This window comes from Methylobacterium terrae (assembly GCF_003173755.1).
GTDB classification, from domain to species: domain Bacteria; phylum Pseudomonadota; class Alphaproteobacteria; order Rhizobiales; family Beijerinckiaceae; genus Methylobacterium; species Methylobacterium terrae.
Window position 1 is genome coordinate 1120351 of the sequence record NZ_CP029553.1, and the last position, 25579, is coordinate 1145929.

Consider the following 25579-nt stretch of genomic DNA (forward strand, 5'->3'; position numbering starts at 1 on the left):
GCCATCATGCCCAAGGGTGCCCTCACAGGCTATCTCGACGTCGCGCAAGTGGTGCTCTACGCGTTCTGGATCTTCTTTGCGGGTCTCGTCTTCTACCTGCGCCGCGAGGACCGCCGGGAAGGCTACCCGCTCGAATCGGAGGTCCATGGCGGCCTCAAGGGCTGGGACTGGCTGTTCGTGCCGTCGCCCAAAACCTTCCTGCTCGCCGACGGCTCGACCGTGCTGGCGCCGCGCCCGCACGAGGGCCCGGTCGGCCCGCTCAAGGCGGTCAAGCTCGAGCCCTGGCCCGGCGCGCCGATCGTGCCGACCTCGACCGACGATTCCCGCCTCGCCGACGGCGTCGGCCCGGGCGCCTACGCGCTGCGCGCCGAGCGGCCGGACCTGACCTGGGAGGGCAAGACCCGCATCGTGCCGATGCGCGTCGCCGACGAGTTCACGGTCTCGGCCGACGATCCCGATCCGCGCGGCATGCCGGTCTTCGGCGCCGACGGCGTGCTGGCCGGCACCGTCACGGAGATCTGGATCGATCGCGGCGAGTCGCTGCCGCGCTACTACGAGATGGAGCTGGAGGGGGCCCGCGACCGCACCGTGCTGATCCCGGTGACCTTCGCGGACGTGCAGCGCTTCAGCCGGAACAAGACGATCGTCGTCGAGGCCCTGCTCGCGCGCCAGTTCGCCGGCGTGCCGCAGCAGCGCGACCCCGACAGCATCACCCTGCGGGAGGAGGAGCGGGTCATCGCCTATTACGGCGCCGGCACGCTCTACGCCACCGATCGCCGCCAGGAGCCGCTGCTGTGACGGACCTTCTCCCTCAAGGGCCCATCCCGGACGGGCTGCCCGGCCCGCTGCCCAAGGGCGAGCGCCTGCTCTGGCAGGGCCGCCCGGCGCCGATGAGCCTCGCGCGCCGCGCCTTCCACGTCGATCTCGTCGCGCTCTACTTCGGCGGGCTCGCGGCCTTCCAGGCCTACTCCTCCGGGCGGCTCGCCGCGTCCTGGCCGGTGCTGCTCGCCGGCGCCCTGGCGCTCGCGATCCTGTTCGCGCTGGCCTTCGGCGCCAGCCGCACCACGGTCTACAGCCTGACCGACCGGCGGCTGATGCTGCGCATCGGCATCGCGCTGCAGATGGACATCAACCTGCCGCTCAAGGAAATCGAGGGTGCCGGCTTCCACCGCTTCGGCGACGGCAGCGGCGACCTGCCCCTGCGGCTGAAGCCCGGGGTGCGGCTCGCCTACCTGCACCTCTGGCCGCATGCGCGGCCCTGGCGCCTGACCCGGCCCGAGCCGATGCTGCGCTGCGTGCCCGAGGCGGAGGCCATCGCCAAGCGCATCGCCGCGGCCCTCGCCGAGGCGAACGGCCAGCCGGTCCAGGCCCTGCCGCCGGCGCCCGTCGCCAGCCCCGTCCTGCCCGGCCGCCTCGCGGCGGCGGGCCACTGAGGGAGCGCGCGATGGCGCACGACATTCCGGTTCCCCGCGCGCTGCTTCGCAATGCCGGCCTCCTCGTCGCCTTCTCCCTCGCCGCGGTGGCGATCGGCCGGTTCGGTGGCGTCGGCACCACGCAGATGCCGCCGGCCCGGGCGCTCCAGGTGCTCGACCTCGCGATCGAGGACCGCCCGGACGGCCGCGTGGCCCTGCGCGACGCCGCGAACGGTCACCTCGTCGCCGAGGTGCAGCCCGGCGAGGACGGCTTCCTGCGCGCGACCCTGCGGGTGATGGCCCAGGCGCGCCTGCGCGAGGGGTTGTCGCGAACCCCGCCGTTCCGGCTCACCCGCTGGGACAACGGCACGCTCTCGCTCGACGACGTCGCGTCGGGCCGGCGGATCAACCTCGAAGCCTTCGGGCTCGGCAACGCGGCCGCCTTCGCGCGGCTGCTCGAACAGGGGAGGGGCGCATCGTGATGCAGTGGCTCAGCGGCAAACGCCGCATCGAGGTGCCGTGCACGGTCGAGATCGAGCAGACCGCCGAGAGCCTGCACGCCCACGTCACGCTGGACGGGGGCCTGCTCATCGCCCCGGGCGACGAGGTGACGGTGCACGACGCGCCGACCTCCGTGCCCTACGGCGACCGGATCGTGGTGCGCCGCACCGCCACCGTGGTGCGCGCCGGCGCCATGGAGCGCCTGTGGACCCGCATCGCGGGCCATTTCGAGCTCACCGAACTCTACGAAGTCAGCTTCTCGGAAAGGACGCGGCTATGAGCGCGACGACCCTGAAGACCCCGAACGAGAGCACCCAATCGGCCCAGGAAACGACGTTCCTGAGCCCCCGCTTCTACACCACCAACTTCGAGGAGCTCGACCGCACCGACGTCGAGCCGGTGCGGGCCGAGTGGGACGTGCTGATCGCCGAGATGCGCAGCGATCCCAACAAGCGCCACTTCGTCCGCAATTCCGACTTCGACCTCGACCTGTCCGGCCTCGACCCGGAGCTGCGCAAGGAATTCCTCGACTTCCTGGTCTCGTCGATCACCGCCGAGTTCTCGGGCTGCGTGCTCTACGCCGAGATGCGCAAGCGCGCCAAGAACAAGGACATCCGCGAGCTGTTCGGCTTCATGAGCCGCGACGAGGCGCGCCACGCCGGCTTCATCAACGACACGCTGAAGGATTTCGGGGTCGGCATCGACCTCGGCTTCCTGACCAAGGCCAAGAAGTACACCCATTTCCGGCCGAAATTCATCTTCTACGCGACCTACCTCTCGGAGAAGATCGGCTACGCCCGCTACATCACGATCTTCCGCCACCTCGAGCGTCATCCGGACAAGCGCTTCCACCCGATCTTCAAGTGGTTCGAGAAGTGGTGCAACGACGAGTTCCGCCACGGCGAGGCCTTCGCGCTGCTGATGCGCGCCAACCCGAAGCTGCTCACCGGCATCAACTACTACTGGATCAAGTTCTTCCTGCTCGCGGTGTTCTGCACGATGTACGTGCGCGACCAGTGCCGGCCGGCCTTTCACAAGGCGCTCGGGGTCGATCCGAAGGAGTACGACTTCCAGGTCTTCGCGATCACCTCGGAGATCTCGCGCCAGGTCTTCCCGCTCACCCTCGACATCGACCATCCGGGCTTCCGGGCCGGCCTCGAGCGGCTGCTGTCTTGCGCCCGCGGCATCGAGGAGGCGAGGGCGCGGGGCGGGATCGTCGGCAGGATCCTGCATGCCGGCCACGCCGCGAAGGCGGCGCTCGCCTTCGCGCGGCTGATGGTGATGCCGGCGAAAGCCAACCCGATGCCCGCGCAGATCCGCCTCAGCCCCGCCTGGTAGCGCCCGCATGTCCGACTACGCCGCGCCGATCCTCTACGCCGTCGTGATCTGGTGGTTCCTGACCGGGGCGATCCTCTGGCTGAACCATCGGCCGCGCCGCACCCATGCCTGGAGCTTCGGCGCGACGACCCTGGCGCTCGTCGGTGCCCTCTGGGTGATCGCCTGGAGCGCCAGCCAGGAAAGCGAGGCGGGGGCCTACGCGGCCTTCACGGCGGCGCTGATCGTCTGGGGCTGGCAGGAGATGGCCTTCTACATGGGCTACCTCGCCGGTCCCCGGCGCACCCCGGGCTCGGCCACCGATCGGGGCCTCGCCCGCTTCGGCGCCGCGGCGGCGACCAACCTGTGGCACGAGGCGGCGATCATCCTGGGGTTCGTCGCCATCGCTTGGGCGACGGCGGGCTCTCCGAACCGGATGGCGCTCTGGACCTACCTGGTCCTGTGGGGGATGAACCTCAGCGCCCGTCTCAACCTGTTCCTCGGCGTGCGCAACCTCAACGCCGAGTTCCTGCCCGAACACCTGCGCTATCTCGGCAGCTTCTTTCGCCGCGCGCCGATGAATGCCCTGTTCCCGGTGGCGATGATCCTCGCCACCGGCTTTCTCCTGGTGCTGCTGCACCCCGCCGTCACCGAGAGCGCGTCCGCCTTCAAGCGCTCCGGCCACACCATGATGGCGACCCTGATGGCGCTCGCCATCCTGGAGCACGGCTTCCTGATGCTGCCGCTGCCCTCCGCCGCGCTCTGGGGCTGGGGGCTTCCCGCCCGCCGCCCCGGGGCCGACGCCGCTCCGTGAGAGAGACCAAGAACACGACCACAAGAACATCGTACAAGGGGACGCTCGATGGACTACGAAGCGCATTTCTCCGCCGCTCTCCAGGGCCTGCACCGCGAGGGCCGCTACCGGGTCTTCACCGACCTCGAGCGCCAGGCCGGCCGGTTCCCCTACGCCACCCAGCACGGGGCCCACGGCACCCGCGAGGTGACGGTGTGGTGCTCGAACGACTATCTCGGCATGGGCCAGCACCCGGCGGTGACGGGGGCGATGCACGAGGCGATCGACCGCTGCGGCGCGGGCGCCGGCGGCACCCGCAACATCTCGGGCACCAACCACTACCACGTGCTCCTCGAGCGGGAGCTCGCCGACCTGCACGGCAAGGAGGCCGCACTCCTCTTCACCTCGGGCTACGTCTCGAACTGGGCCGGGCTCGGGACGCTCGCCTCGAAGCTGCCGGGCTGCGTGGTCTTTTCCGACGAGGGCAACCACGCCTCGATGATCGAGGGCATCCGCTCCAGCCGCGCCGAGCGCCACATCTTCCGCCACAACGACCCCGACGACCTCGACCGCAAGCTCCGCCTCGTCGATCCCGCCCTGCCGAAGCTCGTCGCCTTCGAGTCGGTCTACTCGATGGACGGCGACATCGCGCCGATCGCCGAACTGTGCGACGTCGCCGAGGCGCACGGCGCCATGACCTATCTCGACGAGGTCCACGCGGTCGGCCTCTACGGCCCGCGCGGCGGCGGCATCGCCGAGCGCGAGGGGCTGATGCACCGCCTCACCGTGATCGAGGGCACGCTCGGCAAGGCCTTCGCGGTCTCGGGCGGCTACATCGCGGCCTCGACGGCCTTGTGCGACTTCGTGCGCAGCTTCGCCTCGGGCTTCATCTTCACCACCTCGCTGCCCCCCGCCATCGCGGCGGGCGCGGCGGCGAGCATCCGCCACCTCAAGGCGAGCGGCGCGGAGCGGGCCCGCCACCAGGACCGCGTCGCGGCGGTGCGCCGGCGGCTCGCGGCGATCGGCATTCCGCTCCTCGACAATCCGAGCCACATCGTGCCGGTGATGGTCGGCGATCCCGTCCAGTGCAAGCAGATCAGCGATACCCTGCTCGACGAGTTCGGGATCTACGTCCAGCCGATCAACTACCCGACCGTGCCCCGGGGCACCGAGCGACTGCGCATCACACCCTCGCCGCTCCACAGCGACGCCGACATCGACCACCTGGCCATGGCGCTGGGGGCGATCTGGGGACGGATCGGCCTGGCCCGGGCGGCCTGAGGCAAGCGCGACGTCCCCTGAACCCTCCCCCTCTGCGGGGGAGGGTGCCCGGCTGCCAGTGCGAAGCACTCGTGCCCCGGGCGGGGGAGGGGACGCCGCTTCCGAAGAGGTCGCGACCATCATGACGGGCGCGACCTGGATCAGCGTCGCGGTCCCCTCTCCCGGCTCGCTCCGTTCGCCACCCTCCCCCGCAGAGGGGGGAAGGGATCGGGCGCCCGGTCGTCGCCGTTCATCGGACACCGTCCTGTAACCCGAGCGTCAACCCCATTGAGCGTCATTTTCATTAGACAATCACGCTGCTCCCGCCGATCCTGCCTTCCCGACCCTGACCCGCGAGGACCAACCGTGGCCCCCACCCAATCGGCCCTGTCCCGGCGGGCCCCGAAGCCGGGCTTCGCCAAGCCGAGCGTCGTGACGCCCGCCGTGCTCCCGGAGGCCGCGCCCCGCCCGCCCTATCCGTTCTCGGCCATCGTCGGGCAGGACGCGATGCGCCGCGCGCTGCTGGTCGCGGCGGTCGATCCCGCGGTCGGCGGCGTGCTGGTCTTCGGCGACCGCGGCACCGGCAAGTCCACCGCCGTGCGGGCGCTCGCCGCCCTGCTGCCGCCGATGCGGGCGGTGGCGGGCTGCGCCTATTCCTGCGACCCGGTCGAGGCCGGCGGCCTCTGCCCGGCCTGCGCCGCCCGGCGGGGGCAGGGGCTCACCGTGAAGACCGTGCCGGTGCCAGTGGTCGACCTGCCGCTCGGCGCCACCGAGGACCGGGTCGTCGGCGCGCTCGATATCGGCCGGGCGCTCGGGGCCGGCGAGAAGGCGTTCGAGCCGGGGCTGCTCGCCCGCGCCAATCGCGGCTTCCTCTACATCGACGAGGTCAACCTGCTCGAGGACCACCTCGTCGACCTGCTCCTCGACGTGGCGGCCTCGGGCGTGAACACCGTCGAGCGCGAGGGATTGAGCCTGCGCCACCCGGCGCGCTTCGTGCTGGTCGGCAGCGGCAACCCGGAGGAGGGCGAGCTGCGCCCGCAACTCCTCGACCGCTTCGGCCTCGCGGTCCAGGTCGCGACGCCCACCGATCTCGCGACACGGGTGACGATCGTGCGCCGGCGCGATGCCTACGAGCGCGATCCCGCCGCCTTCGCGGCCGAGTGGGCGCCCGAGGAGGCGCGGCTCGGCGCGCAGATCCTCGCGGCCCGGGCGCAGCTCGCCGAAGTCGACGTGCCCGACGCGATCCTCGAAGCCGCCGCTCGCCTCTGCCTGGCGCTCGGCACCGATGGGTTGCGCGGCGAGCTGACCCTGATGCGCACCGCACGCGCCCTCGCGAGCCTCGACGGCGCCGGGACCGTCACCCTCGCCCACCTGCGCGAGGTCGCTCCGAGCGCGTTGAGCCACCGCCTGCGCCGCAACCCCCTCGACGAGGCCGGGTCCGAGGTCCGCATCGCCCGGGCGTTCGCCGAGGTTCTCGGGTGAGCGCGGCGCCCGACGCGATCTGGGGCCAGGCCTGCCTCGCGGCGGCGCTCGTCGCCCTCGATCCGGCTGGAACGGGCGTCGTGATCCGCGCCCGTCCCGGTCCGGTCCGGGAGGCCTGGCTCGCCCACCTGCACGCCCTGCTCGGGCCCGACAGTCCGGTGACGCGGCTGCCCGCGGCGACCACCGACGACGCGCTCCTCGGCGGGCTCGACCTGCCGGCCACCCTGCGGACCGGACGCCCGGTGGCGCAACCCGGGCTGCTCGCCCGCGGCGATGGCGGCGTGATGGTGGTGCCGATGGCCGAGCGCCTGGGTCCCGGCACCGCCGCGCGGATCGCGCAGGCCCTCGATACCGGCGCCGTCGAGGTCGCCCGGGACGGGATCGCGGTCCGGCAGCCGGCACGGTTCGGCCTGGTGCTCCTCGACGAGGGAGAGGGCGAGGACGAGGCCCTGCCGGCCTGCCTCGCCGACCGCGCGGCGATCCACCTCGATCTCGACCCCGTCCCGCCAGGGGTGCTTGCCGCCACGCCGCCGCCGCCCGACCTCGCGGCCGCCCGCGCGGCCCGGCCGGCCGTGCCGGAGGAGAACCCCGAGACGCTCTGCGCCCTCGCGGCCCGGCTCGGGATCGCGTCGCTGCGCGCGCCCCTCCTCGCCCTGCGGGTGGCGCGGCTGCACGCGGCGCTCGCCGGCCGGGACATCGTCGCCGACCCCGATCTCGCCGCCGCATTCGGCCTGGTGCTCGCGCCCCGCGCGCGGGCCTGGCCGCAGGACGCCGAGGAGGCACCACCGGCCGAGCCTCCACCGCCGGAGGGCGACGAGGCCGAACCGCGGACAAGCGACGTGACCGGCGAGGATCGCATCCTCGCCGCCGCCGCAACGAGCCTGCCGCCCGGCCTCCTCGCCCGCCTCGTCGCGGGCGAGGGGCCCCGCACCCGCAGCCCCGGCGCCGGCCGCAGCGGGGCCACGGCCACGGCGCGGCGCGGCCGCCCGGTCGGCGCCCGGCCCGGCGATCCGCGCCGCGGACGCCTCGCCCTGATCGAGACCCTGCGGGCCGCGGCTCCCTGGCAGCGCCTGCGCCGGGGAGAGGGCGAGGCGCGCCTGCGCATCGCGGCGGACGACCTGCGCATCCGCCGGCTGGTGCAGCGGCGCGAGACGACGACGATCTTCGCGGTCGACGCCTCCGGCTCCGCCGCCCTGGAGCGGCTGGCCGAGGTCAAGGGCGCGGTCGAATCGCTCCTCGCCGAGTGCTACGTGCGCCGCGACCGCGTCGCGCTCGTGGCCTTCCGGGGTGCCGGCGCCGACCTGCTCCTCGCCCCGACCCGATCCCTGGTGCGGGCGAAGCGCGCGCTGGCCTCCCTGCCCGGCGGCGGCGGCACGCCGCTCGCGGCCGGCATCGAGGCGGCGGGGCGCCTCGCGGCGGCCGAGCGCCGGGGGGGACGCAGCCCCGTGGTGCTGCTCCTCACCGACGGGCGCGCCAACATCGCCCGCTCCGGCGCGCCCGGCCGGGCACAGGCGGCGTCGGACGCCCTCGCGGCCGCCCGGACGCTCGCCCGGGAGGGCACCCGCGCCCTGGTGATCGACACCGCCGCGCGCCCGCAGGAGGCCGCCCGGGGGCTCGCCGCCGCGATGGCGGCGCGCTACCTGGCGATGCCCCAGGCCGACGCCGCGCGCCTGACGAAGGCCGTGCTGCGCGAGACCGCCCCGCCGGGTTGAGCGATGCCCTCCTCCGACGACAGGCCCGCCTTCGCGCGGGAGGGCCGCGACTGGCCGAACCGCGAGGCGAGCTGCTTCGTCGCCGCCGGCGGGCTGACCTGGCACGTGCAGGAGGCGGGCGCCGGCCCGGCCCTGCTCCTCGTCCACGGCACCGGCGCGGCGACCCATTCCTGGCGCGGGCTCCTGCCGCTGCTCGCCCGCGACTTCCGGGTGATCGCCCCGGACCTGCCGGGCCACGGCTTCACCGATCCCCTGGCCACCCCGTCGCTGCCGCGGATGGCGCGGGCGCTCGCCGACCTCCTGCGCGTCCTCGGCGCGAAGCCCGAGGTCGCGGTCGGCCACTCCGCCGGCGCCGCGATCCTGGCCCGGCTCTCCCTCGACGGCGGGATCGCGCCGCGCCTCCTCGTCGGGCTCAACGCGGCGCTCAAGCCGTTCCCGGGCATGGCCGGCTTCATCTTCCCGGCGATGGCCCGCGCCCTGTTCCTGAACCCGGTGACGCCGCGGGTCTTCGCCTGGTCGGCCGATCGCGCGGCGGTGGAGCGGCTGATCGGGGGCACCGGCTCGACCCTCGACCGCACCGGCCTCGACCTCTACCGCCGCCTGTTCCAGACCCCGGCCACGTCGCCGGCGCGCTCGGCATGATGGCGCACTGGGACCTCACCGCCCTCGACCGCGACCTGCCCCGCCTCGCGACCCCGCTCCTGCTGATCGTCGGCGGCCAGGACCGCACCATCGCGCCCGACGTCTCCTTCGGCCTCGCCGACCGCCTCGGCGGGCGGGCCGGGTCGAGCTGCTGCGCGGCCTCGGGCACCTGGCGCACGAGGAGAGGCCGGAGGTCGTGGCGGCGTTGATCCGGGACGGGGCGGCGCGCGAGGGAGCGGTGGCGTGATCGCCCACGATCCTCGCTGACGCCCGATGCGGCGTTTCCTTTCCCGCTTGCCAGCCGCCCCGACCGCGATGATAGTGTCAACTTATGTTGACACTCGACGACGCGCCACCGCGGGTCACGTCCGCCCGGCGCCGGCCCCGTGCGGTGGTGATCGGCAGCGGCTTCGGCGGGCTCGCGGCGGCGGTGAGGCTCGGCGCGCGGGGCTACCGGGTCACCGTGCTGGAGCGGCTGGAGCAGCCGGGCGGCCGGGCCCGGGTCCATCGGCAGGACGGCTTCACCTTCGATGCCGGGCCGACCATCGTCACCGCGCCGTTCCTGTTCGAGGAGCTGTGGCGCCTCTGCGGGCGCGACCTCGCCGACGACGTGACGCTCGTGCCGATGCGGCCGTTCTACCGCATCCGCTTCGACGACGGCGCCACCTTCGCGATGTGCGGCGAGGCCGACGCGATGCGCGCGGAGGTGGAGCGCCTCTCGCCCGGCGAGGCGCCCGCCTACGACCGCTTCATGGCGCTCTCCGACGCGCTGTGCCGGGTCGGGTTCGAGGAGCTCGGCGCGGTGCCGTTCGGGCGGCTCACCGACATGCTGCGCATCGCCCCCGACCTCCTGCGCCTCGGCGGCCATCGCAGCCTCTACGGGCTCGTCTCGTCGGTGTTCCGCGACGAGCGCCTGCGCACCGCGTTCAGCTTCCACCCGCTCCTGATCGGCGGCTCGCCGTTCCGGGCGAGCGCGCTCTACGGCCTGATCGCCGCGCTCGAGCGGCGCTGGGGTGTCCACTCGGCCCTCGGCGGCACCGGCGCCCTGGTGCGCGGGCTCGTGTCGCTGATCGAGGGGCAGGGCGGCGAGGTCCGCTGCCGCGCCGAGGTCGCCCGGATCCTCGTCGAGGGCGGCACCGCCCGGGGGGTCGCCCTCGCGGACGGCACGCACATCCCCGCCGACGTGGTGGTGTCGAACGCCGATTCGGTCGTCACCGCGCTCGACCTGCTGCCGCCGGAGGCGCGGGGGTGGCGCGAGCGGCGGCTCGCGGGGGCGCATTCCTCGATGGGCCTGTTCGTGTGGTACTTCGGCACGCGCCGCACCTATCCGGACCTCGCCCACCACACGATCCTGCTCGGGCCCCGCTACCGCGGGCTCCTCGACGACATCTTCTCGCGCAAGGTGCTGGCCGAGGACATGAGCCTCTACCTCCACCGCCCGACCGCCACCGATTCCGGCGTGGCGCCTCCGGGTCACGACGCGTTCTACGTGCTGGCCCCGGTGCCGAACCTCGCCGGAGGGCAGGACTGGGCGGCGCTCGCCGAGCCGTACCGGCAGCGCATCGCCGCGCGGCTCGAAGCCACCGTCCTGCCCGGCCTGTCGGAGGCGCTGGTCACCTCCCGGGTGACGACGCCGCAGGATTTCTCCGACGATTTCCTGGCCTATCGCGGCTCGGGCTTCGGCCTCGAGCCGATCCTGACCCAGAGCGCGTATTTCCGCCCGCACAACCGCAGCGGGGTGCGCCACCTCTACCTCGTCGGCGCCGGCACCCATCCGGGGGCCGGGCTGCCGGGCGTGCTGTCCTCGTCGAAGATCCTCGATCGCGTGGTGCCCGATGCTGCCGTCTTCGCCTGATGCGCGCCGCCAAACGCCCTTCGCCGCGTCCCTGGCCCGCTCCGCCGACCACGCCGCCTGCCGGGCGGCGATCCGGGCCGGCTCGCGCAGCTTCTACGCCGCCTCGTGGCTGCTGCCCGCGGCCGTGCGCCGCGACGCCTACGGGCTCTACGCGTTCTGCCGCCTCTCGGACGACGCCGTCGACGGGGCGGGCGCCCGGGCCGACGCGGTGCCGGCCTTGCGGGCACGCCTGGCGGCGGCTTATGCGGGCCGCCCCGCCGACGCGCCCGCCGACCGGGCGCTCGCCGAGATCGTGGCCCGCCACGCGATCCCCCAGGCGCTGCCGGCCGCGCTCCTCGAGGGCCTCGCCTGGGACGCCGCCGGGCGGCGCTGCCCGGACCTCTCCGCCCTCGTCGCCTACGCGGCCCGGGTCGCCGGCTCGGTCGGCGCCATGATGACGCTCCTGATGGGCGAGCGCTCGGCCGAAGCGCTCGCGCGCGCCTGCGACCTCGGCATCGCCATGCAGCTCACCAACGTCGCCCGCGACGTCGGCGAGGATGCCCGGGCCGGGCGCCTCTACCTGCCCGAAGCCTGGCTGCGCGAGGCCGGGATCGACCCCGACGCCTTCCTGGCCCGGCCGGAGCCGAGCCCCGCCCTCGCCGCCGTGGTGGCGCGCCTGCTGGAGGCCGCCGACCTCCTCTACGCCCGGGCCGAATCCGGCATCGCGATGCTGCCGCCCGCCTGCCGTCCGGCCGTGCGCGCCGCCGGGCTGATCTACGCCGAGATCGGCCGCGACCTCGCCCGGAGCGGGCTCGATCCGGTCACCCGCCGCGCCCGGGTGCCGGGCGCCCGCAAGGCCCGGCTGCTGGCGCGCGCCCTCGTCACTCCCTCGCACCGGCGCGCCGACTGGCCGGCCCTGCCGGAGGCGGCCTTCCTGCTCGACGCGGTGGCGGCGATGCCCGTGCCCGCCGCGATCCCGCGCCCGGCCTGGTGGAACCTCGGCGGGCAGGTCGTGCGCGTGCTCGACCTGATCGAGAGGTTGCGCGAGCGTGAGCGGCTGGGCGGTGCGGCGCCGTCGTGACCGGGTTGTCGTTCGGGCAGGTCGCTCTCGGGCTGGTCCTCGGGGTGGTGCCGTTTGCGCGTCCACGTCATAATCGTCTATCACAACCCGAACGGCATTCCCACTTCTCGCGATCTCAATGAGGAGGGATGCAAGGTTCTAAATGTAATCTATCAAGTATAAATTATTTGACTTGGGGAAACAGCAATGAATATCATTGCTGGCCCAGCAAGAAGTAGGGTTGTAATTTACATATCGTCTGTTTTGAGGTACGAAAATTTTCTTTGCAAGTGTGTCGCATCGAGCATTGATTTTACTTGCGGTGTCTTTCGATTGATCGATTCGGCCGCGCGACCATTCGAGGATATTGAAAATTTCCGTTGGGGCGGGATGCATGGCCTCGATGAGGATATCGGGAGGCGTTTGTTTTCGTCCCTGACTGCGAAATCGTATCGCATACTGGTTATAAACGATGTCATGGGGAATATCTCAAGCAAGCACGATCGCTGCGCCGTACATGACGGACAGCTTTATCACTGGCTTCATGGCGAGGGTGCTGCCGAGGAGGAAATCGATGAGATGGTTTGGATGACCGCCTTACCCTGGCATTCCCTGGCTGTCATCTTTTCCAGCGAACCAGACATCGATGTCGGTCGGTGCATCGCAGAGGGACGATGGTCCGATCTCGGGGAAACAGTCGAAGTCATATTTGGTGCCTACGGTGGAGAAGGTTTCATTCATTGGACACCCGACTGAGGGCCTGTGCGATCGGACAGACGGAATCGACGTCAATCCTCGTCATCCCGGTTTCTCGCCGAGGCTCGCCGGAGGACGACGCGGCGAGGTGTCGGGATGTGCGCCGGATCGACCGTCCCAGTCCATCGAACGCAATGTGACCGGCGTCGCCAGGGTCTTCAGCCGTCGCATCGAGGCGCTGACGTGACACCCGTCCACCTCTCGCCAAGTGCAACTGGCCCATGGCGAGCGGATCGAGGCTCGCCGCGCAGTCAGGACCGATCCAAGGTTTGTCGATCGAGCGGGCGAGACAGTCGGTCGGAGGCGGGACTTGCGGGGGACGAACCTCAGCATGACGGCGGCACTCGCCGCGATCCTGTTCCTGCGCCTTCGCGATCCAAGGCCCCCGGGCCATGCCGGCCCCGGCTTCCATGTCGGCGGCAAGCGACGACGTTCGTCCCGCCGCGTCCCGGGTTCGGGCGCTCCTATGCCGTGCCTCGCTCTACGCATCCCCATCGCATCCCCGCCCTTCAGCGAGCGGGATGCGACGGGTGAGAGCAGGTGGGGCCGGTGAAGCCGGCCGCCCCTCACTCCAGCTCCAGCACCACGCTGCGGAACCCCTGCGGCTTGCGCGCCGGGCAGATGTCGGCGTCGTCGCTGAGGATCTGCACCTTCTTGCCGTCCGGGGCGACGATCAGGCCCTCCGGCTGGAAGTCGGGGATCGCCGCGAGCGCCTCCGCCACCCCCGCGACGCGGGTCGGGGCCTCGCCGGCCTTGCCGGACCAGCGGTAGAGGTCGGCGGCCTCGCCGCCGCTGCCCGAGCCGCCGGCGATCACGAAATAGGCCTTGATCCCGGGCGCGTAGGCGATGTCGCGGATGCCGCGGCCCTTCAGGTCGAGGGCGATCGGCTTGCCGAGCTTCGGGCCCGCGCCGCCGGCCAGCACCTCGGCCGGGTTCTCGAACGGCACCACCAGGGCGTCGTTGTCGGCGTTGAGCGGGTTGCGCAGGCCGACGAGCAGGCCGCGCCCGTCCGGGGCCGGGCTCAGGCCCTCGAGGGCGAGGCCGCGCCGCCGTGGGCTCAGGCTGGGCTTTGCCGCGAGGTCGACCGCGATGCGCTCGGACAGGCGCGGGTCGAGGTCGGCGATCGCCTTGGACAGTCCCCCGAACGCCTTGCCCTTCGGCGCCAGTGCGGGCGCCTTGGGGTCGCCGCCGACCGTGAGGTCGAGCATCCGGCGCGACGCCTCGCGGGTGCGGCCGTCCGCGTCGCGGGCGTGGGAGCCCATCACCACCAGGTCGGACCCGAGCCAGGCGAGGGATTCGAGGTCGGCCTTCACCGGCTCCTCCCGGGCATTGGTCGCGAGCGCCGCGTCGAGGTCGCCGCCCTTGAGGGCGAGCGGCGGCCCGGATTCGTCGGCCTTGTAGAGGCGCACGGTGTTGTCCTGGTCGCTCACCACCAGGACGCGGTCGCCGAAGCTGCCGGCGGGGTAGGGGACGGCGCCGGAGGCCTCGCACAGGCCCCAATGCATCAGCACCGGGCCCGCCTTCACCTCGGCGCGCGCTCCTTGCGCCGCGAGACAGAGGGCGAGCACGGAAACGACTTTCTCCAGGCGCAGCGTGCCCAGGCCCGTCATGGCGATCCTCCGGATGGCGCGGCCCGTCTGCGCGAACCGTCTTCGGAGTATTTCACGCGGCCAAGGATCTCTTCAATACAGCGGCGGAAAATTCTTCGTGTTCCAGCCCTGGCGAGCCCGGGCCCGGGTGGCTGCTGCGGCAGCGGACCCGTCAGGCCTCCTCCGGCGCGGCCGCGTCGCCGGCGGCCCGGTGCTGCGCGGCGACGAAGCGGCGGCGCGCCGCGGCGGCGTCGCGAAACGCCCGCGAGCGCGGGGCCTCCTGCGCGAGCCGGCCGATCTCGCGCAGGATCAGCTCGGCCTCGAACGCCGCGGCGCGCTCTCCCGCGGCGGCCCGGCTGTCGGCGCCGTGGGAGGCGGTGTAGCGCTCCAGCCCGTCGCGGCAGACCGCGACGCGGTATTCCAGCCACTCGATCACGTCGCCGAAGGCCCGGTCGCGGATCTCCACCGCCGTGGCCCGGCGCTTCTTCTCGCTCACCCCTCGTTCCTCCGCGGTCCGGACGAGGGATGGTCTCGCATATCCTGCCGCGATTCGCCGACTCCGCCGGTCCGCCTCCACCGGGCGCTACCGCGAGACCCGGGCGAGCAGGGCGATCAGCTCGCCCTGGCTCGTCGCGCCGGTCTTGGCGAACACGCTCTTGAGCTGGCTGCGGACGGTCGCGATGGCGACGCCGCGTGCCGCCGCCACGGCGTCGAGATGGCCGCAGGCGAACAGCAGCGAGGCGAGCCCGGCCTCGCCCGGCGTCAGGCCGAAGGCCGCCACGAGAGGCTCGGGCGCGACCTCCCGGCCGCGATCGAGGTCGGTCACGCTCACCAGCATCCGGGTGGGAGCACCGGGCCGCGCCGGCCCGTGCGACAGGGGCGACACGGTCACGATGTAGGGCCGCCTGCCGTCCGGGCGGGCGACCGCGAGGAACCGGCCGCCCTCCGCGGTCTCGCCCGCGAGGGCCCGTGCGGCGGCGCAGAGCTGCACGAAGCGGAGCTGGTCGCCCGGGCGCAGCAGCCGCAACTGGCTCGTCGTCGCCAGGAGGCCGTCCCGGGCCCGGGACAGGGCGAGGAGGGCGGAATTGGCGAAGGCGAGCCCGCCGTCGCCGTTCAGGATCGCGGCCGGGTGCGGCAGCCCCTCGAGATGGGCCTCGATCCCGTCCTCGATGGGGGCCGCGCCCGTGAGCGTGCCGAGGCGGTGGGCCGTCGCCACGGCGCGGCGCAGGTGGCGCATCAGCTCGTGGAACAGCGCGACCTGCGCGCTCGAGAGCGGGCCGGTCCGCTCCGAGCCCGAGAAGGCGAAGGCGTAGGTCAGGCCTTCGTCCGGCCGGCAATACCCGGTGGCGTGGTAGCGGATGCCGATCCGGTCGGCCTCCCATCGCGAGAAATCCGGGTAGTTCTCCGCGGTGAAGACCGGATCGAGGCCGTCGAGGTAGTGGTCGGCGCCCGGATGGGCCCGCTCGAACAGGGCCTGGGGATTCCGGGCGTGATAGTGCTCGGCGTATTCGGACAGGATGCGGTCGAAGGCGAGGTCGCGATACCCCGCCATCGCGGAGGCCAGGACCTCGGGGCGGTCCGCCCGATGCAGCACCGTCGCGACCCCGTAGGCGCCAAGGCGCTCGGCGACGGCGCCGGCCGCCGAGATCCAGGATTCCTCGCCCAGGGGCACCCCGTGGATGCGCAGGATCAGGCGGCTGAGATCGTCGTCGAGCGACATGCCAATCCGGGAGACAGCGTCGCCGCATAGCGGCTGGATTGCCCTCTATTGCCCTGGCGCTGTCGTAGACAGCAACGGGAAAAATCAGGCGGCCTCGCCGGGCAATGCATCCGGTTCGGCCTCGCCGCACTCACGATACGACGCCGCCGCTATCCTTGGCTTCCCCCGGATAGGGGATGCCGATGCCCGTCATGACGCTACGGTACCTGGGTGATGTCAGGGGGACGACGATGACGAACCGGCGATCCGTACTGGTGCTGGCACTTCTCCTTCCGGCGGCCGGTGCTTCTGCACAGCAAGGCAGGCCGGTGCAGACGGCCATGCGAGCCTGCAAGGAAGTCCATCAGACTTGCGTGGCGCGGTCGGACCCGCGCTACGCTGCGGGATGCGACGGGTATTACGAGGAAGCCAAGCGGACCGGTATCTGGCCACCTTTCCGGCAGAACCCGGCTTTCGCCTGCGCCCGATGACGAGGGCCCTGCCCGCGGCAGGACCCCGTCCGCGCGAACGCCTTAGATGTGCAGAGCTTCCCCGAGCGCCCTGAGATTCGCCTCGTGGAAGGCCTCGCCGAGGGTCGGGTGGGCGTGGATCGTGCCGGCGATATCCTCCAGCCGCGCGCCCATCTCGAGCGCGAGGCCGAAGCCGGCCGCCAGCTCCGAGACCCCCGCGCCCACCGCCTGGATGCCGAGGATCAGGTGGTTGTCGGCGCGCGCCGTCACCCGCACGAAGCCGTCCTCGGCGCCGAGCGTCATGGCGCGGCCGTTGGCGGCGAAGGGGAAGAGGCCGGTCCGGATCTCGTGGCCCGCGTTCCGGGCCTCCTCCGGCGAGAGGCCGGCCGAGACCACCTCCGGGTCGGTGAAGCAGACCGCGGGGATCGCCACCTTGTGGAAGACGCGGCGGCGCCCCGCCACGAGGTCGGCCACCATCTCGCCCTGCGCCATGGCGCGGTGGGCCAGCATCGGCTCGCCGGTGACGTCGCCGACCGCCCAGACGTTGCGCATCGAGGTGGCGCAGCGCTCGTCGATGCGGATGAACGGCCCGCTCATGTCGAGGTCGAGCCGGTCGAGCCCGAGATCCTGCGTGCGCGCCTTGCGCCCGACCGCGACCAGGATCACCTCGGCCGGAATCGTTCGGGCTTCGCCGCCGACCTCGACGGAGAGCGCGTCGCCCGAGAGCCCGGTCGCCTTCGCGCCGAGCAGAACCTCTATCCCGAGCGCCCCGAGGCGCCGCGCCACCGGCCGGGTCAGCTCGGCATCGTAGGCCGGCAGGATCCGCTCGGCCATCTCGACCACCGTCACCTTGGCGCCGAGCTTGGCGAAGGCGGTGCCGAGCTCGAGCCCGATATAGCCGGCGCCGACCACCGCCATGGTGGCGGGGACCTTCGGTAATGAAAGCGCCTCGGTCGAGGAGATCACCCGCCCGCCGAAGGGCAGGTGGGGGAGCGCCGCCGGGACCGAGCCGGTGGCGAGAACCACGTGCTCGGCGCGCACCCGCTCGGGGCCGGTATCGGTCTCGACGAGGCAGGTCTTGCCGTCCACCATCGTCCCGCGCCCGCGCAGGATCTTGACCCCGCCGCGCTTCAGGAGCGAGGCGACTCCGGTGTTGAGCCGCCCGACGATGCCGTCCTTCCAGGCGACCGTGCGGGTAAAATCGAGGTTCGGCGGCCCGGCCGAGAGGCCGAAGGGCGAGGCATCCTCGGCCTGGAGCACGGCGGCGTGGAAGGCTTCCGCCGCGTGGATCATCGCCTTCGAGGGGATGCAGCCGACGTTGAGGCAGGTGCCGCCGAGCCGGTTCTCCTCGACCAGCACGGTGTCGACGCCGTGCTGGCCGGCGCGGATCGCCGCGACGTAGCCGCCCGGGCCGCCGCCGAGCACCAGGAGCTTGGTGGTGATCTCGCTCAACGATCAGGCCTCCATGAACAGGGTCGCGGGCGTCTCGAGCAGGCTTTTCAGCGCCTGCACGAACAGGGCGGCGTCGTAGCCGTCGACCACCCGGTGGTCGAAGGACGCCGAGAGGTTCATCGTCAGGCGCGGCACGAAGGCGCCGTCGCGCCAGACCGGGCGCATCACCTGCTTGTTGACGCCGATGATCGCGACCTCCGGCCGGTTGATCACCGGCGTCGTCACGATGCCGCCGAGAGCCCCCAGCGACGTGATGGTGATGGTCGAGCCCGAGAGCTCGTCGCGGGCGGCCAACCCGTTGCGGGCGGCGTCCGCCAAGCGCCGGACCTCGGCCGCGGAGTTCCAGACGTCCCGGGTCTCGGCGTGGCGGAGCACCGGCACCATCAGGCCGGACGGCGTCTGCGTGGCGATGCCGACATGGATGCCGGCATGGCGGTGGATCACCTCCGCCTCGTCGTCGTAATGCGCGTTCATCTGCGGGAAGTCCGGCAGGGCGCGCACCAGGGCCTGGACCAGGAACGGGATCAGGGTCAGCTTCGGGCGGCTCGCGCCGTGGCGCTGGTTGAGGCTGGCGCGCAGCTCCTCCACCGCCGTCACGTCCACCTCCTCGACGTAGGAGAAATGGGCGACGCGCCGCTTGGCGTCGGCCATGCGCTGGGCGATGCGCCGGCGCAGGCCGATGACCTTGATCTCCTCCACGCCCGTGCGCGGGGCGCGGCCGGCGGGAGCGGGGGCCGCATCCTCCGGCGGGGCGTTCAGGTAGGCGTCGAGGTCGTCGTGGCCGATGCGGCCGGCGGGACCCGTGCCGCGAACCTGGCGCAGGTCGATTCCCGCTTCGAGCGCCCGCCGGCGCACGGCCGGGGAGGCGACCGGCTTCTCGCCCGCGGGGCGCGGCGGGCCGGAGGACGGCGCCGCCGCGGCGGGGCGCGCGGCAGGAGCCGCAGGTTTGGCCGGCGCAGGCTTCGGCGGCTCGGCCGACTTTGTCGCCCCGGCGGCTTTGGGCACTGCTGCGGATTGCAGGGCCGGCGCGGGCTGTGCCGGCTCCAGGCCGTCCGCGGCCGGGACCAGGGCGGCGGCAGATTGGCCGGCGGCCTGATCCTGCGCCTTCGCGACCTCGGGCGCGACCGCGACCCCGGCCTCGGGCGCCGCCGCGGCCTGGGGTGCCGCCGCGGCCTGGGGCGCCGCTTCCCCGCCCTCGATCTCGAGCCGCACCAGCTCGGCGCCGACCGCCAGCATCTGGCCGGCCTCGGCGCCCAGCGCCGCGACGGTCCCGCTCACCGGCGAGGGAATCTCGACGGTCGCCTTGTCGGTCATCACGTCGGCCAGCGGCTGGTCCTCGCGAACCACGTCGCCGACCTTGACGTGCCAGGCCGAGACCTCGGCCTCGGCCACACCCTCGCCGATATCGGGGAGCTTGACGATGCGAAATCCCATGGATCAGCCCTCCAGCGCGGCGCGAAGGGCCCGGCCGACGCGCTCGGGACCCGGGAAGTAGGCCCATTCCTGGGCGTGCGGGTAGGGCGTGTCCCAGCCCGCGACCCGGACGATCGGCGCCTCCAGGTGGTAGAAGCAGGTCTCCTGCACGAGGGCCACGAGTTCGGCGCCGAACCCCGAGGTCAGGGTCGCCTCGTGGGCGATGACGCAGCGCCCGGTCTTGCGCACCGAGGTCTCGATCGTCTCCATGTCGAGGGGGAGCAGCGTGCGCAGGTCGACGATCTCGGCGTCGATGCCCGTCTCGGCGGCGGCAGCCTCGGCCACGTGCACGATGGTGCCGTAGGCCAGCACCGTGACGGCGCTCCCCTCGCGCCGGATCGCCGCCTTGCCGAGGGGCACGGTGTAGTGCCCGTCCGGCACCTCGCCGAGGTCGTGGCGGGCCCACGGGGTCACCGGCCGGTCGTGGTGGCCGTCGAAGGGGCCGTTATAGAGGCGCTTGGGCTCGAGGAAGATCACCGGGTCGGGATCCTCGATCGCCGCGATCAAGAGGCCCTTGGCGTCGTAGGGGTTCGACGGCACCACGGTCTTCAGGCCCGCCACGTGGGTGAACAGGGCCTCGGGGCTCTGGCTGTGGGTCTGGCCGCCGAAGATGCCGCCGCCGGTCGGCATCCGCACCACCATCGGGGCGGTGAACTGGCCGCCCGAGCGGTAGCGCAGGCGCGCGGCCTCCGACACGATCTGGTCGTAGGCCGGGTACATGTAATCGGCGAACTGGATCTCGACGCAGGGCTTCAAGCCGTAGGCCGCCATGCCGACGGCGGCACCGACGATGCCGAGCTCGCTGATCGGCGCGTCGAAGCAGCGGCTCTTGCCGAAGCGGGCCTGGAGTCCTTGCGTGCAGCGGAAGACGCCGCCGAAATAGCCGACGTCCTCCCCGAACACGACCACGTCGTCGTCGCGCTCCATCGCCACGGCCATCGCCTCGCGGATGGCCTCGATCATCGTGCGGCGCGGCATGTCAGTACCCCGCCTGCTGGCGCTGGCGGCGCAGGTGGGGGGGCATCTCGGCGAACACTCCTTCGAACATGTCGCGCGGCGACGGCTTGCCGCCGGCATGCAGCGTGCCGTGGGTCTCGGCCTCGCGTTGCGCCGCCACGACCTCGTCGAGGATCTCGGCCTCGCCCTGGCGGTGGCGCTCCTCCGACCAGGCGCCGCGGGCGATGAGGTGGTTCTTGAGCCGCGCGACGGGATCGCCGAGGGGCCAGGCGTCGAACTCGGTCTTCGGCCGGTAGGCGGAGGGGTCGTCGGAGGTCGAGTGCGCGCCGGCCCGGTACGTGACGTACTCGACGATGGTCGGCCCGAGGTTGCGCCGCGCCCGCTCCGTCGCCCATTTCGCCACCGCGTGGACGGCGAGGTAGTCGTTGCCGTCGACCCGGAGCGCCGGAATCCCGAAGCCGTGGCCGCGCGCCGCGAAGGTCGAGGAGCCGCCGCGGGCGAAGCCCTGGAAGGTCGAGATCGCCCACTGGTTGTTGACGACGTTGAGCACCACCGGCGCCCGGTAGGTCGAGGCGAAGACGAGGGCGGCGTGGAAGTCGGATTCGGCGGTCGAGCCGTCGCCGATCCAGGCGGCGGCGATCTTCGTGTCGTTCTTGATCGCCGAGGCCATCGCCCAGCCGACCGCCTGGACGTACTGGGTCGCGAGGTTGCCGGAGATCGAGAAGAAGCCGTGCTCCTTCGACGAGTACATCACCGGCAATTGCCGGCCGTGCAGCGGATCGTTCTCGTTCGAGTAGATCTGGCACATCATGTCGACGAGCGGGTAGCCGCCGGCGATGAGGAGGCCCGCCTGCCGGTAGGTCGGGAAGTTCATGTCGCCGGGTTGGAGCGCCCGGCGGAAGGCGGTGCTCACCGCCTCCTCGCCGAGATGCTGCATGTAGAACGAGGTCTTGCCCTGGCGCTGGGCCATCAGCATGCGGGCATCGAAGGCGCGCAGCTTCATCATGTCGCGCAGGCCCGCGAGCAGCTCCTCGTCGGTGAGCGAGCCGGCCCAGGGGCCGACGGCCCGCCCCTCCGCATCGAGCACCCGGATCAGCGTGTAGGCGAGGTCGCGGATATCGGCCGCCGCGACGTCGACCTCGGGCCGGCGGACCGCGCCGGCCTCCGGGATGTCGAGATCCGAGAAGCTCGGATTGCCGCCCGGGCGGACGGCCGGCTCGGGCACGTGAAGGCTCAAGGGGTGCGGGAGGCTCACGGGATCTGGCGGCATGGTCGAGGCCCTGGCGGGGAGGGGGATCGCGATCGGGCGGGGGACGTGCCGACCTGCGCCGCGACCACCGCCGGGTGGCGCGAGAGGCGTGCGGCGAGGAAGGCGAGGTCCGTGCCGTCCGGGACCACGATCGAGAGGGTGACGGCGGAAGTGGTGCTGTCGGCGTCGAGGGCGAGGGTGCGCACGGGATGGCCGGCGCGCTCGACCTCGCCGAGCCATCGCGTGACGCCGTCGAAGACGTGCGCGATCCGGGCCCGGATCTCGACGGAATGCCCCTCGGCGTGAGCCATGCGCGTCCTCCCGCGACGCTTGGTTTGATCCATTTGTAGCCCGGTCCGGCCGGATGGTCCTCGCCGATTTTGCGGGCTAAAGCGGGTTGCGGGAGAACACGCGATGGCCCCGAAGGGCGAAACACCGAACAGGCGTTCTGCACGCATGCAGGCCCCGAAGGCCGCGGAGCCGCACCGGCTCGACGATATCGACCGAAGGATCCTCGGCGCCCTGCGGGCCGACGGGCGGTTGACCATCGCGGCCCTGGCCGAGCGGGTCGGCCTGTCGCAATCGCCGTGCTGGACGCGCATGCGGCGCCTGGAGGAGGCGGGGCTGATCCGCGACTACGTCGCCGTCCTCGACCACCGGGCACTCGGCTTGCCCGACGTGGTCTTCGTCGAGGTCACCCTCGACAAGCACGACGATTCGGTGCTGGAGGCCTTCGGCACCGAGATCCTGCGCATCCCGGAGGTGCTGGAGGCGCATCTGGTGAGCGGCGAGTACGATTACATGATCAAGGTCGCGGTCAGCGGCACCGCGCATTACGAGCGCTTCCTGCGCGAGAAGCTCTACCGCCTCCGCGGCATCCGCCAGTCGCGCTCGGTCTTCGCGTTGCGCACCCTCAAGCAGGAGGTCTCGGTCGATCCGGTGGCGATCGCCCGGCAGCCCTGAGCCCGCATCTCCGGCGACCTCGCGGCAGATCGGCGATTGTCCGCCGGCCGCCACGCGGTAAGCTGCCGGCAAAACACCGGGAGGACGCCATGAACCGTCGCGCGACGCTGCTCTCTGCTGTCTTCGTCTCATGGGGCCTCGCCCAGAACCCCGCCCATGCCGCCGATCCCCTGCGGATCGGGGTCGCGGCGGCGATCACCGGGCCGGGGGCGGAATCCGGCAAGTACCTCGTCCAGGGGGCGAAGCTCGCCGCCGAGGAGGTCAACAAGGCCGGCGGCGTGCTCGGCCGCCCGCTCGAATTCGTGATCCAGGACGACCAGAGCACCAATCCGGGCGCCATCCTGGCCTTCAGCAAGCTCGCGGCCGACCCGACGCTGCCCGCCTTCATCGCGCCGGTGCGCAGCACCCAGGTCCAGGCCATCGCCCCCGACGTGGCGAAGACGGGGAAACCCGCGATGATCGGCGGCACCGACCCGCAGCTCACCGCCGTCGGCAACCCGTGGCTGTTCCGCTTCCGCCCGAACGACCGCTACTCCGCCCGGGTCATCGCCGAGTTCGGCGTGAAGACGCTCAACCGGCGCAAATGGGCGCTGGTCCATTCGAGCGATACCTTCGGTACCAGCGGGATGCGCAACCTCGCCGCCGCCCTGAAGGAGCAGGGGATCGAGCCGGTCGTGGTCCAGGCCTTCCCGAACAACTCGCAGGACTTCACCGCGGTCGCGCTCGCGGTGAAGCAGTCCGGCGCCGACGTGCTCGGCACCTACATCCCGTTCGAAACCGACCAGGGCATCTTCGCCCGGCAGTTGCGCCAGCTCGGGGTGAACATCGACTGGGTCGGGTCGTCGACGACGTCGAGCGCCACGGCGCTGAAGCTCGCCGGCGCGGCTCTGGAGGGCGCCTACGCGGCCTCCGACTTCCACCGCGACGCCAACCCGGTCGCCAAGGCCTACGCGCAGAAATACGAGGCCGCCTACAAGGCCGCGCCCGACTTCTTCTCGGCCTGGGCCTACGACGCGGTGACGATCCTGGCCCGGGCGATTAACCAGGCCGGCAGCGTCGAGCCGGGCAGGATCCGGGACGCGCTGCTCGCGACCACGGGGATCCAGGGGGCGGAGGGGATGTACAAGTTCGACGGCAACGGCGACGGCCTGCACGGCTACAACGTGGTCCGCAACGAGCGCGGCGCCGTGACGTTCATCAAGCGGGTCGAGTTCGAGCAGTAGACCCGCTGCGTTCGACCCGCCTCCCGCGCGCCGCGCCCTCTCGGCCGGCGCTCCGACGAGGCGGACGATCAGGGGGCGATCAGGCGACCGCCCGCGCCCGCATCAGCTCGGGGCCGTTGCCGACCACGCGGGTGTAGAGCGAGGAGTACCCGTCGGCGGCCTTGTCCCAGCCGAACTCCCGCGCCATCGCGTTGCGGCGCATCGTGCCGAGGCGGCGCTTCGACGCGAAGGTGTCGAAGGCGCGGCGGATGGCGCCGCTCAGGCCCTTGAGCGAAGCCTCGCCGAACAGGAAGCCGGTGACGCCGTCCTCGACGGTATCGGCGAGGCCGCCGGTGCGGTGGGCGATCGGCAGCGAGCCGAAGCGCTGGGCGTACATCTGGGCGAGGCCGCAGGGCTCGAACCGCGACGGCATCAGCAGGAAGTCGCTGCCGGCGAACATCCGGTGGGCGTCGGTCTCCTCGAAGCCGACCCGCACCCCGACCGCGCCGGGATGGCGCCGGGCGAGATCGAGGAAGGCGGCCTCGAAGCGAGGCTCGCCCTGGCCGGTCACGACGAGCTGACCGCCCTCGGCGACGATCGACTCGGCCGCCGCGAGCGTCAGGTCGACGCCCTTCTGGTGCACGAGGCGCGACACGATGGCGAAGAGCGGTCCGCGCGACACGCCGAGGCCGAAGCGGGTGCGCACGGCGTCCGCATTGGCGCGCTTGCCCTTCCAGTCGTCGGGCTCGAAACGGGTGGCGAGGTGGGGATCGGTGCGGGGATCCCAGCTCTCGTCGATGCCGTTGAGGATGCCGGCGAGCCGGCCCTGATGCGCGCGGGTGCGCAGAAGGCCGTCGAGGCCGCAGCCGAATTCCGGCGTGGTGATCTCGTGGGCGTAGGTCTCGCTGACGGTCGTGACGTGCGAGGCGTAGAACAGGCCGGCCTTCAGGAAGGACAGCTTGCCGTAGAACTCGACGCCGTCGATCTGGAAGGCGCTCTCGGGCACGCCGAGGCGGCCGAGATTCTCCCACGGGAACAGGCCCTGATAGGCGAGGTTGTGGATCGTCAGCACGGTCGGCGTGCGCTGGCCGCGCCAGGCAAGGTAGGCCGGCGCCAGCGCCGTCTGCCAGTCGTTGAGGTGGAGGAGGTCGGCGCGCCACTCGGGGTCGGCGCCCCCGGCGAGCTCGGCCGCCGCGAGGCTGAGCCGGCCGAAGCGCAGGTCGTTGTCCGAGAAGTCGACGCCCTGGTCGCCGTAGGGCGAGCCGTCGCGCTCGTAGAGGTCGGCGCAGAGGATGACGTAGACCGGCAGGCCGTCGCCGGTCTCGATCAGGCCGAGGTCGCAGGGAGGCATCTCGGCGTTGCCGGGCAGCTGGGCCACGACCGCGATGTCGGGGTGGCGCTCGACGACCTGGCGGTAGCCCGGGATGAGGATGCGAACGTCGTAGTGCTGGCGCAGGGCCCGGGGCAGGGAGGCCGCGACCTCGCCGAGGCCGCCGGTCTTCACGAAATCCGCCATCTCGGGCGTGGCGTAGAGGATGCGCGGCTTGAGCGAGCCGCGCAACGCCTCGACGGTCCCGCGCGGGGAGCCGCCGGACGACACCGCCGGCGCATGCGAAGCCGACCGTGCCGACGCCGGAAATGTCATGAAAGAGCCCCCACGCCGCGAGCCGGACGGTTTACGAGCGGGCAATGCCGCGGCGAACTGCGTCGTCAACGCGCCACTCCCGCTCCGGTTCCAGTGCACTGCACAATATCACGC

At 72.4% G+C, this 25579-nt stretch carries 23 protein-coding genes and 1 pseudogene; 15 read left to right on the forward strand and 9 right to left on the reverse strand.

Annotated elements, in window-relative coordinates; genetic code table 11:
- Positions 1–6 precede the first annotated feature (6 nt).
- From puhA to DK419_RS28520, 13 genes and pseudogenes are all read left to right on the forward strand, one after another.
- A complete protein-coding gene (gene puhA, locus DK419_RS05040; RefSeq protein WP_109958121.1) occupies positions 7–798 on the forward strand; it encodes a photosynthetic reaction center subunit H in 792 nt (263 codons plus the stop codon).
- On the forward strand, positions 795–1433 hold the full coding sequence (gene puhB / locus DK419_RS05045) for a photosynthetic complex putative assembly protein PuhB (RefSeq protein ID WP_245442834.1): 639 nt from the start codon (positions 795–797) through the stop codon (positions 1431–1433). The genes puhA and puhB overlap by 4 nt, the downstream gene beginning before the upstream one ends.
- Before the next feature lie 11 nt (positions 1434–1444).
- Positions 1445–1894, forward strand: a complete 450-nt coding sequence (puhC, locus tag DK419_RS05050) for a photosynthetic complex assembly protein PuhC (RefSeq protein ID WP_109958122.1) — start codon at positions 1445–1447, stop codon at positions 1892–1894.
- Entirely contained in the window at positions 1894–2193 is a 300-nt protein-coding gene (locus DK419_RS05055) for a hypothetical protein (protein WP_109958123.1), read from the forward strand. Before puhC ends, DK419_RS05055 begins: the two co-directional genes overlap by 1 nt.
- Positions 2190–3251 (forward strand): magnesium-protoporphyrin IX monomethyl ester (oxidative) cyclase, encoded by a 1062-nt coding sequence (gene acsF / locus DK419_RS05060; RefSeq protein ID WP_109958124.1) that lies wholly within the window; start codon positions 2190–2192, stop codon positions 3249–3251. The genes DK419_RS05055 and acsF overlap by 4 nt, the downstream gene beginning before the upstream one ends.
- 7 nt (positions 3252–3258) lie before the next feature.
- A complete protein-coding gene (gene puhE, locus DK419_RS05065; RefSeq protein ID WP_109958125.1) occupies positions 3259–4041 on the forward strand; it encodes a putative photosynthetic complex assembly protein PuhE in 783 nt (260 codons plus the stop codon).
- A 48-nt stretch (positions 4042–4089) separates the two neighbouring features.
- Positions 4090–5301 carry a 5-aminolevulinate synthase gene (hemA, locus tag DK419_RS05070; protein ID WP_109958126.1) on the forward strand — a complete coding sequence of 404 codons (1212 nt, stop codon included), beginning with the start codon at positions 4090–4092 and terminating at the stop codon, positions 5299–5301.
- A gap of 411 nt (positions 5302–5712) precedes the next feature.
- Positions 5713–6762 carry a magnesium chelatase ATPase subunit I gene (gene bchI / locus DK419_RS05075; protein WP_425352660.1) on the forward strand — a complete coding sequence of 350 codons (1050 nt, stop codon included), beginning with the start codon at positions 5713–5715 and terminating at the stop codon, positions 6760–6762.
- The gene (locus DK419_RS05080; protein ID WP_109958128.1) at positions 6759–8474 is read left to right on the forward strand and encodes a magnesium chelatase subunit D; all 1716 of its coding nucleotides are present in this window, start codon (positions 6759–6761) and stop codon (positions 8472–8474) included. Before bchI ends, DK419_RS05080 begins: the two co-directional genes overlap by 4 nt.
- 3 nt (positions 8475–8477) lie before the next feature.
- Positions 8478–9363, forward strand: a pseudogene (gene bchO / locus DK419_RS05085) (alpha/beta fold hydrolase BchO).
- Positions 9364–9447: 84 nt separating this feature from the next.
- Entirely contained in the window at positions 9448–10971 is a 1524-nt protein-coding gene (gene crtI, locus DK419_RS05090; RefSeq protein WP_109958129.1) for a phytoene desaturase family protein, read from the forward strand.
- A complete protein-coding gene (locus DK419_RS05095) occupies positions 10952–12031 on the forward strand; it encodes a phytoene/squalene synthase family protein (RefSeq protein WP_109958130.1) in 1080 nt (359 codons plus the stop codon). The genes crtI and DK419_RS05095 overlap by 20 nt, the downstream gene beginning before the upstream one ends.
- 312 nt (positions 12032–12343) lie before the next feature.
- On the forward strand, positions 12344–12766 hold the full coding sequence (locus DK419_RS28520) for a hypothetical protein (protein WP_162561151.1): 423 nt from the start codon (positions 12344–12346) through the stop codon (positions 12764–12766).
- 566 nt (positions 12767–13332) lie between these two features.
- Here DK419_RS28520 and DK419_RS05100 read toward each other — a convergent pair.
- The 8 genes from DK419_RS05100 to DK419_RS05135 all read right to left on the reverse strand — a co-directional run bounded on the left by DK419_RS05100 (position 13333) and on the right by DK419_RS05135 (position 21966).
- Complete coding sequence (locus tag DK419_RS05100; protein ID WP_109958131.1) at positions 13333–14376, reverse strand: DUF3616 domain-containing protein; 1044 nt, start codon at positions 14374–14376, stop codon at positions 13333–13335.
- Positions 14377–14527: 151 nt separating this feature from the next.
- Positions 14528–14851 (reverse strand): hypothetical protein, encoded by a 324-nt coding sequence (locus DK419_RS05105; RefSeq protein ID WP_109958132.1) that lies wholly within the window; start codon positions 14849–14851, stop codon positions 14528–14530.
- Positions 14852–14938: 87 nt separating this feature from the next.
- Positions 14939–16075, reverse strand: a complete 1137-nt coding sequence (locus DK419_RS05110) for a helix-turn-helix transcriptional regulator (protein ID WP_109958133.1) — start codon at positions 16073–16075, stop codon at positions 14939–14941.
- Between the two features lie 512 nt (positions 16076–16587).
- Positions 16588–17976, reverse strand: a complete 1389-nt coding sequence (gene lpdA, locus DK419_RS05115) for a dihydrolipoyl dehydrogenase (protein WP_109958134.1) — start codon at positions 17974–17976, stop codon at positions 16588–16590.
- 3 nt (positions 17977–17979) lie between these two features.
- Positions 17980–19410 (reverse strand): dihydrolipoamide acetyltransferase family protein, encoded by a 1431-nt coding sequence (locus DK419_RS05120; RefSeq protein ID WP_109958135.1) that lies wholly within the window; start codon positions 19408–19410, stop codon positions 17980–17982.
- Between the two features lie 3 nt (positions 19411–19413).
- Positions 19414–20427 carry an alpha-ketoacid dehydrogenase subunit beta gene (locus tag DK419_RS05125; protein WP_109958136.1) on the reverse strand — a complete coding sequence of 338 codons (1014 nt, stop codon included), beginning with the start codon at positions 20425–20427 and terminating at the stop codon, positions 19414–19416.
- Between the two features lies 1 nt (position 20428).
- Positions 20429–21676: a 3-methyl-2-oxobutanoate dehydrogenase (2-methylpropanoyl-transferring) subunit alpha gene (locus tag DK419_RS05130; protein ID WP_109958137.1), complete on the reverse strand. Its 1248-nt coding sequence runs from the start codon at positions 21674–21676 to the stop codon at positions 20429–20431.
- A complete protein-coding gene (locus DK419_RS05135) occupies positions 21658–21966 on the reverse strand; it encodes a hypothetical protein (protein ID WP_109958138.1) in 309 nt (102 codons plus the stop codon). Before DK419_RS05135 ends, DK419_RS05130 begins: the two co-directional genes overlap by 19 nt.
- Positions 21967–22111: 145 nt before the next feature.
- On the opposite strand from DK419_RS05135, the gene DK419_RS05140 reads away from it, so the two are divergent.
- Together DK419_RS05140 and DK419_RS05145 are read left to right on the forward strand one after the other, a co-directional pair.
- Positions 22112–22618: an Lrp/AsnC family transcriptional regulator gene (locus DK419_RS05140; protein WP_109958139.1), complete on the forward strand. Its 507-nt coding sequence runs from the start codon at positions 22112–22114 to the stop codon at positions 22616–22618.
- 89 nt (positions 22619–22707) lie between these two features.
- Positions 22708–23841 carry an ABC transporter substrate-binding protein gene (locus tag DK419_RS05145; RefSeq protein ID WP_109958140.1) on the forward strand — a complete coding sequence of 378 codons (1134 nt, stop codon included), beginning with the start codon at positions 22708–22710 and terminating at the stop codon, positions 23839–23841.
- A gap of 79 nt (positions 23842–23920) precedes the next feature.
- On the opposite strand, the gene glgA is transcribed toward DK419_RS05145, so the two are convergent.
- Complete coding sequence (gene glgA, locus DK419_RS05150) at positions 23921–25336, reverse strand: glycogen synthase GlgA (RefSeq protein WP_245442989.1); 1416 nt, start codon at positions 25334–25336, stop codon at positions 23921–23923.
- Positions 25337–25579 lie beyond the last annotated feature (243 nt).

What these genes read in the sequence shown, in the direction of transcription:
- DK419_RS05110 (WP_109958133.1), bottom strand. Translation starts at nt 16,075, where the DNA reads ATGTCGCTCGACGACGATCTCAGCCGCCTGATCCTGCGCATCCACGGG.
- puhA (WP_109958121.1), top strand. Translation starts at nt 7, where the DNA reads ATGCCCAAGGGTGCCCTCACAGGCTATCTCGACGTCGCGCAAGTGGTG.
- DK419_RS05125 (WP_109958136.1), bottom strand. Translation starts at nt 20,427, where the DNA reads ATGCCGCGCCGCACGATGATCGAGGCCATCCGCGAGGCGATGGCCGTG.
- DK419_RS05135 (WP_109958138.1), bottom strand. Translation starts at nt 21,966, where the DNA reads ATGGCTCACGCCGAGGGGCATTCCGTCGAGATCCGGGCCCGGATCGCG.
- DK419_RS05055 (WP_109958123.1), top strand. Translation starts at nt 1,894, where the DNA reads ATGCAGTGGCTCAGCGGCAAACGCCGCATCGAGGTGCCGTGCACGGTC.
- DK419_RS05095 (WP_109958130.1), top strand. Translation starts at nt 10,952, where the DNA reads ATGCTGCCGTCTTCGCCTGATGCGCGCCGCCAAACGCCCTTCGCCGCG.
- DK419_RS05145 (WP_109958140.1), top strand. Translation starts at nt 22,708, where the DNA reads ATGAACCGTCGCGCGACGCTGCTCTCTGCTGTCTTCGTCTCATGGGGC.
- acsF (WP_109958124.1), top strand. Translation starts at nt 2,190, where the DNA reads ATGAGCGCGACGACCCTGAAGACCCCGAACGAGAGCACCCAATCGGCC.
- puhE (WP_109958125.1), top strand. Translation starts at nt 3,259, where the DNA reads ATGTCCGACTACGCCGCGCCGATCCTCTACGCCGTCGTGATCTGGTGG.
- hemA (WP_109958126.1), top strand. Translation starts at nt 4,090, where the DNA reads ATGGACTACGAAGCGCATTTCTCCGCCGCTCTCCAGGGCCTGCACCGC.
- puhC (WP_109958122.1), top strand. Translation starts at nt 1,445, where the DNA reads ATGGCGCACGACATTCCGGTTCCCCGCGCGCTGCTTCGCAATGCCGGC.
- crtI (WP_109958129.1), top strand. Translation starts at nt 9,448, where the DNA reads ATGTTGACACTCGACGACGCGCCACCGCGGGTCACGTCCGCCCGGCGC.
- glgA (WP_245442989.1), bottom strand. Translation starts at nt 25,336, where the DNA reads ATGGCGGATTTCGTGAAGACCGGCGGCCTCGGCGAGGTCGCGGCCTCC.
- DK419_RS05130 (WP_109958137.1), bottom strand. Translation starts at nt 21,676, where the DNA reads ATGCCGCCAGATCCCGTGAGCCTCCCGCACCCCTTGAGCCTTCACGTG.
- DK419_RS05120 (WP_109958135.1), bottom strand. Translation starts at nt 19,410, where the DNA reads ATGGGATTTCGCATCGTCAAGCTCCCCGATATCGGCGAGGGTGTGGCC.
- DK419_RS05100 (WP_109958131.1), bottom strand. Translation starts at nt 14,376, where the DNA reads ATGACGGGCCTGGGCACGCTGCGCCTGGAGAAAGTCGTTTCCGTGCTC.
- DK419_RS05140 (WP_109958139.1), top strand. Translation starts at nt 22,112, where the DNA reads ATGCAGGCCCCGAAGGCCGCGGAGCCGCACCGGCTCGACGATATCGAC.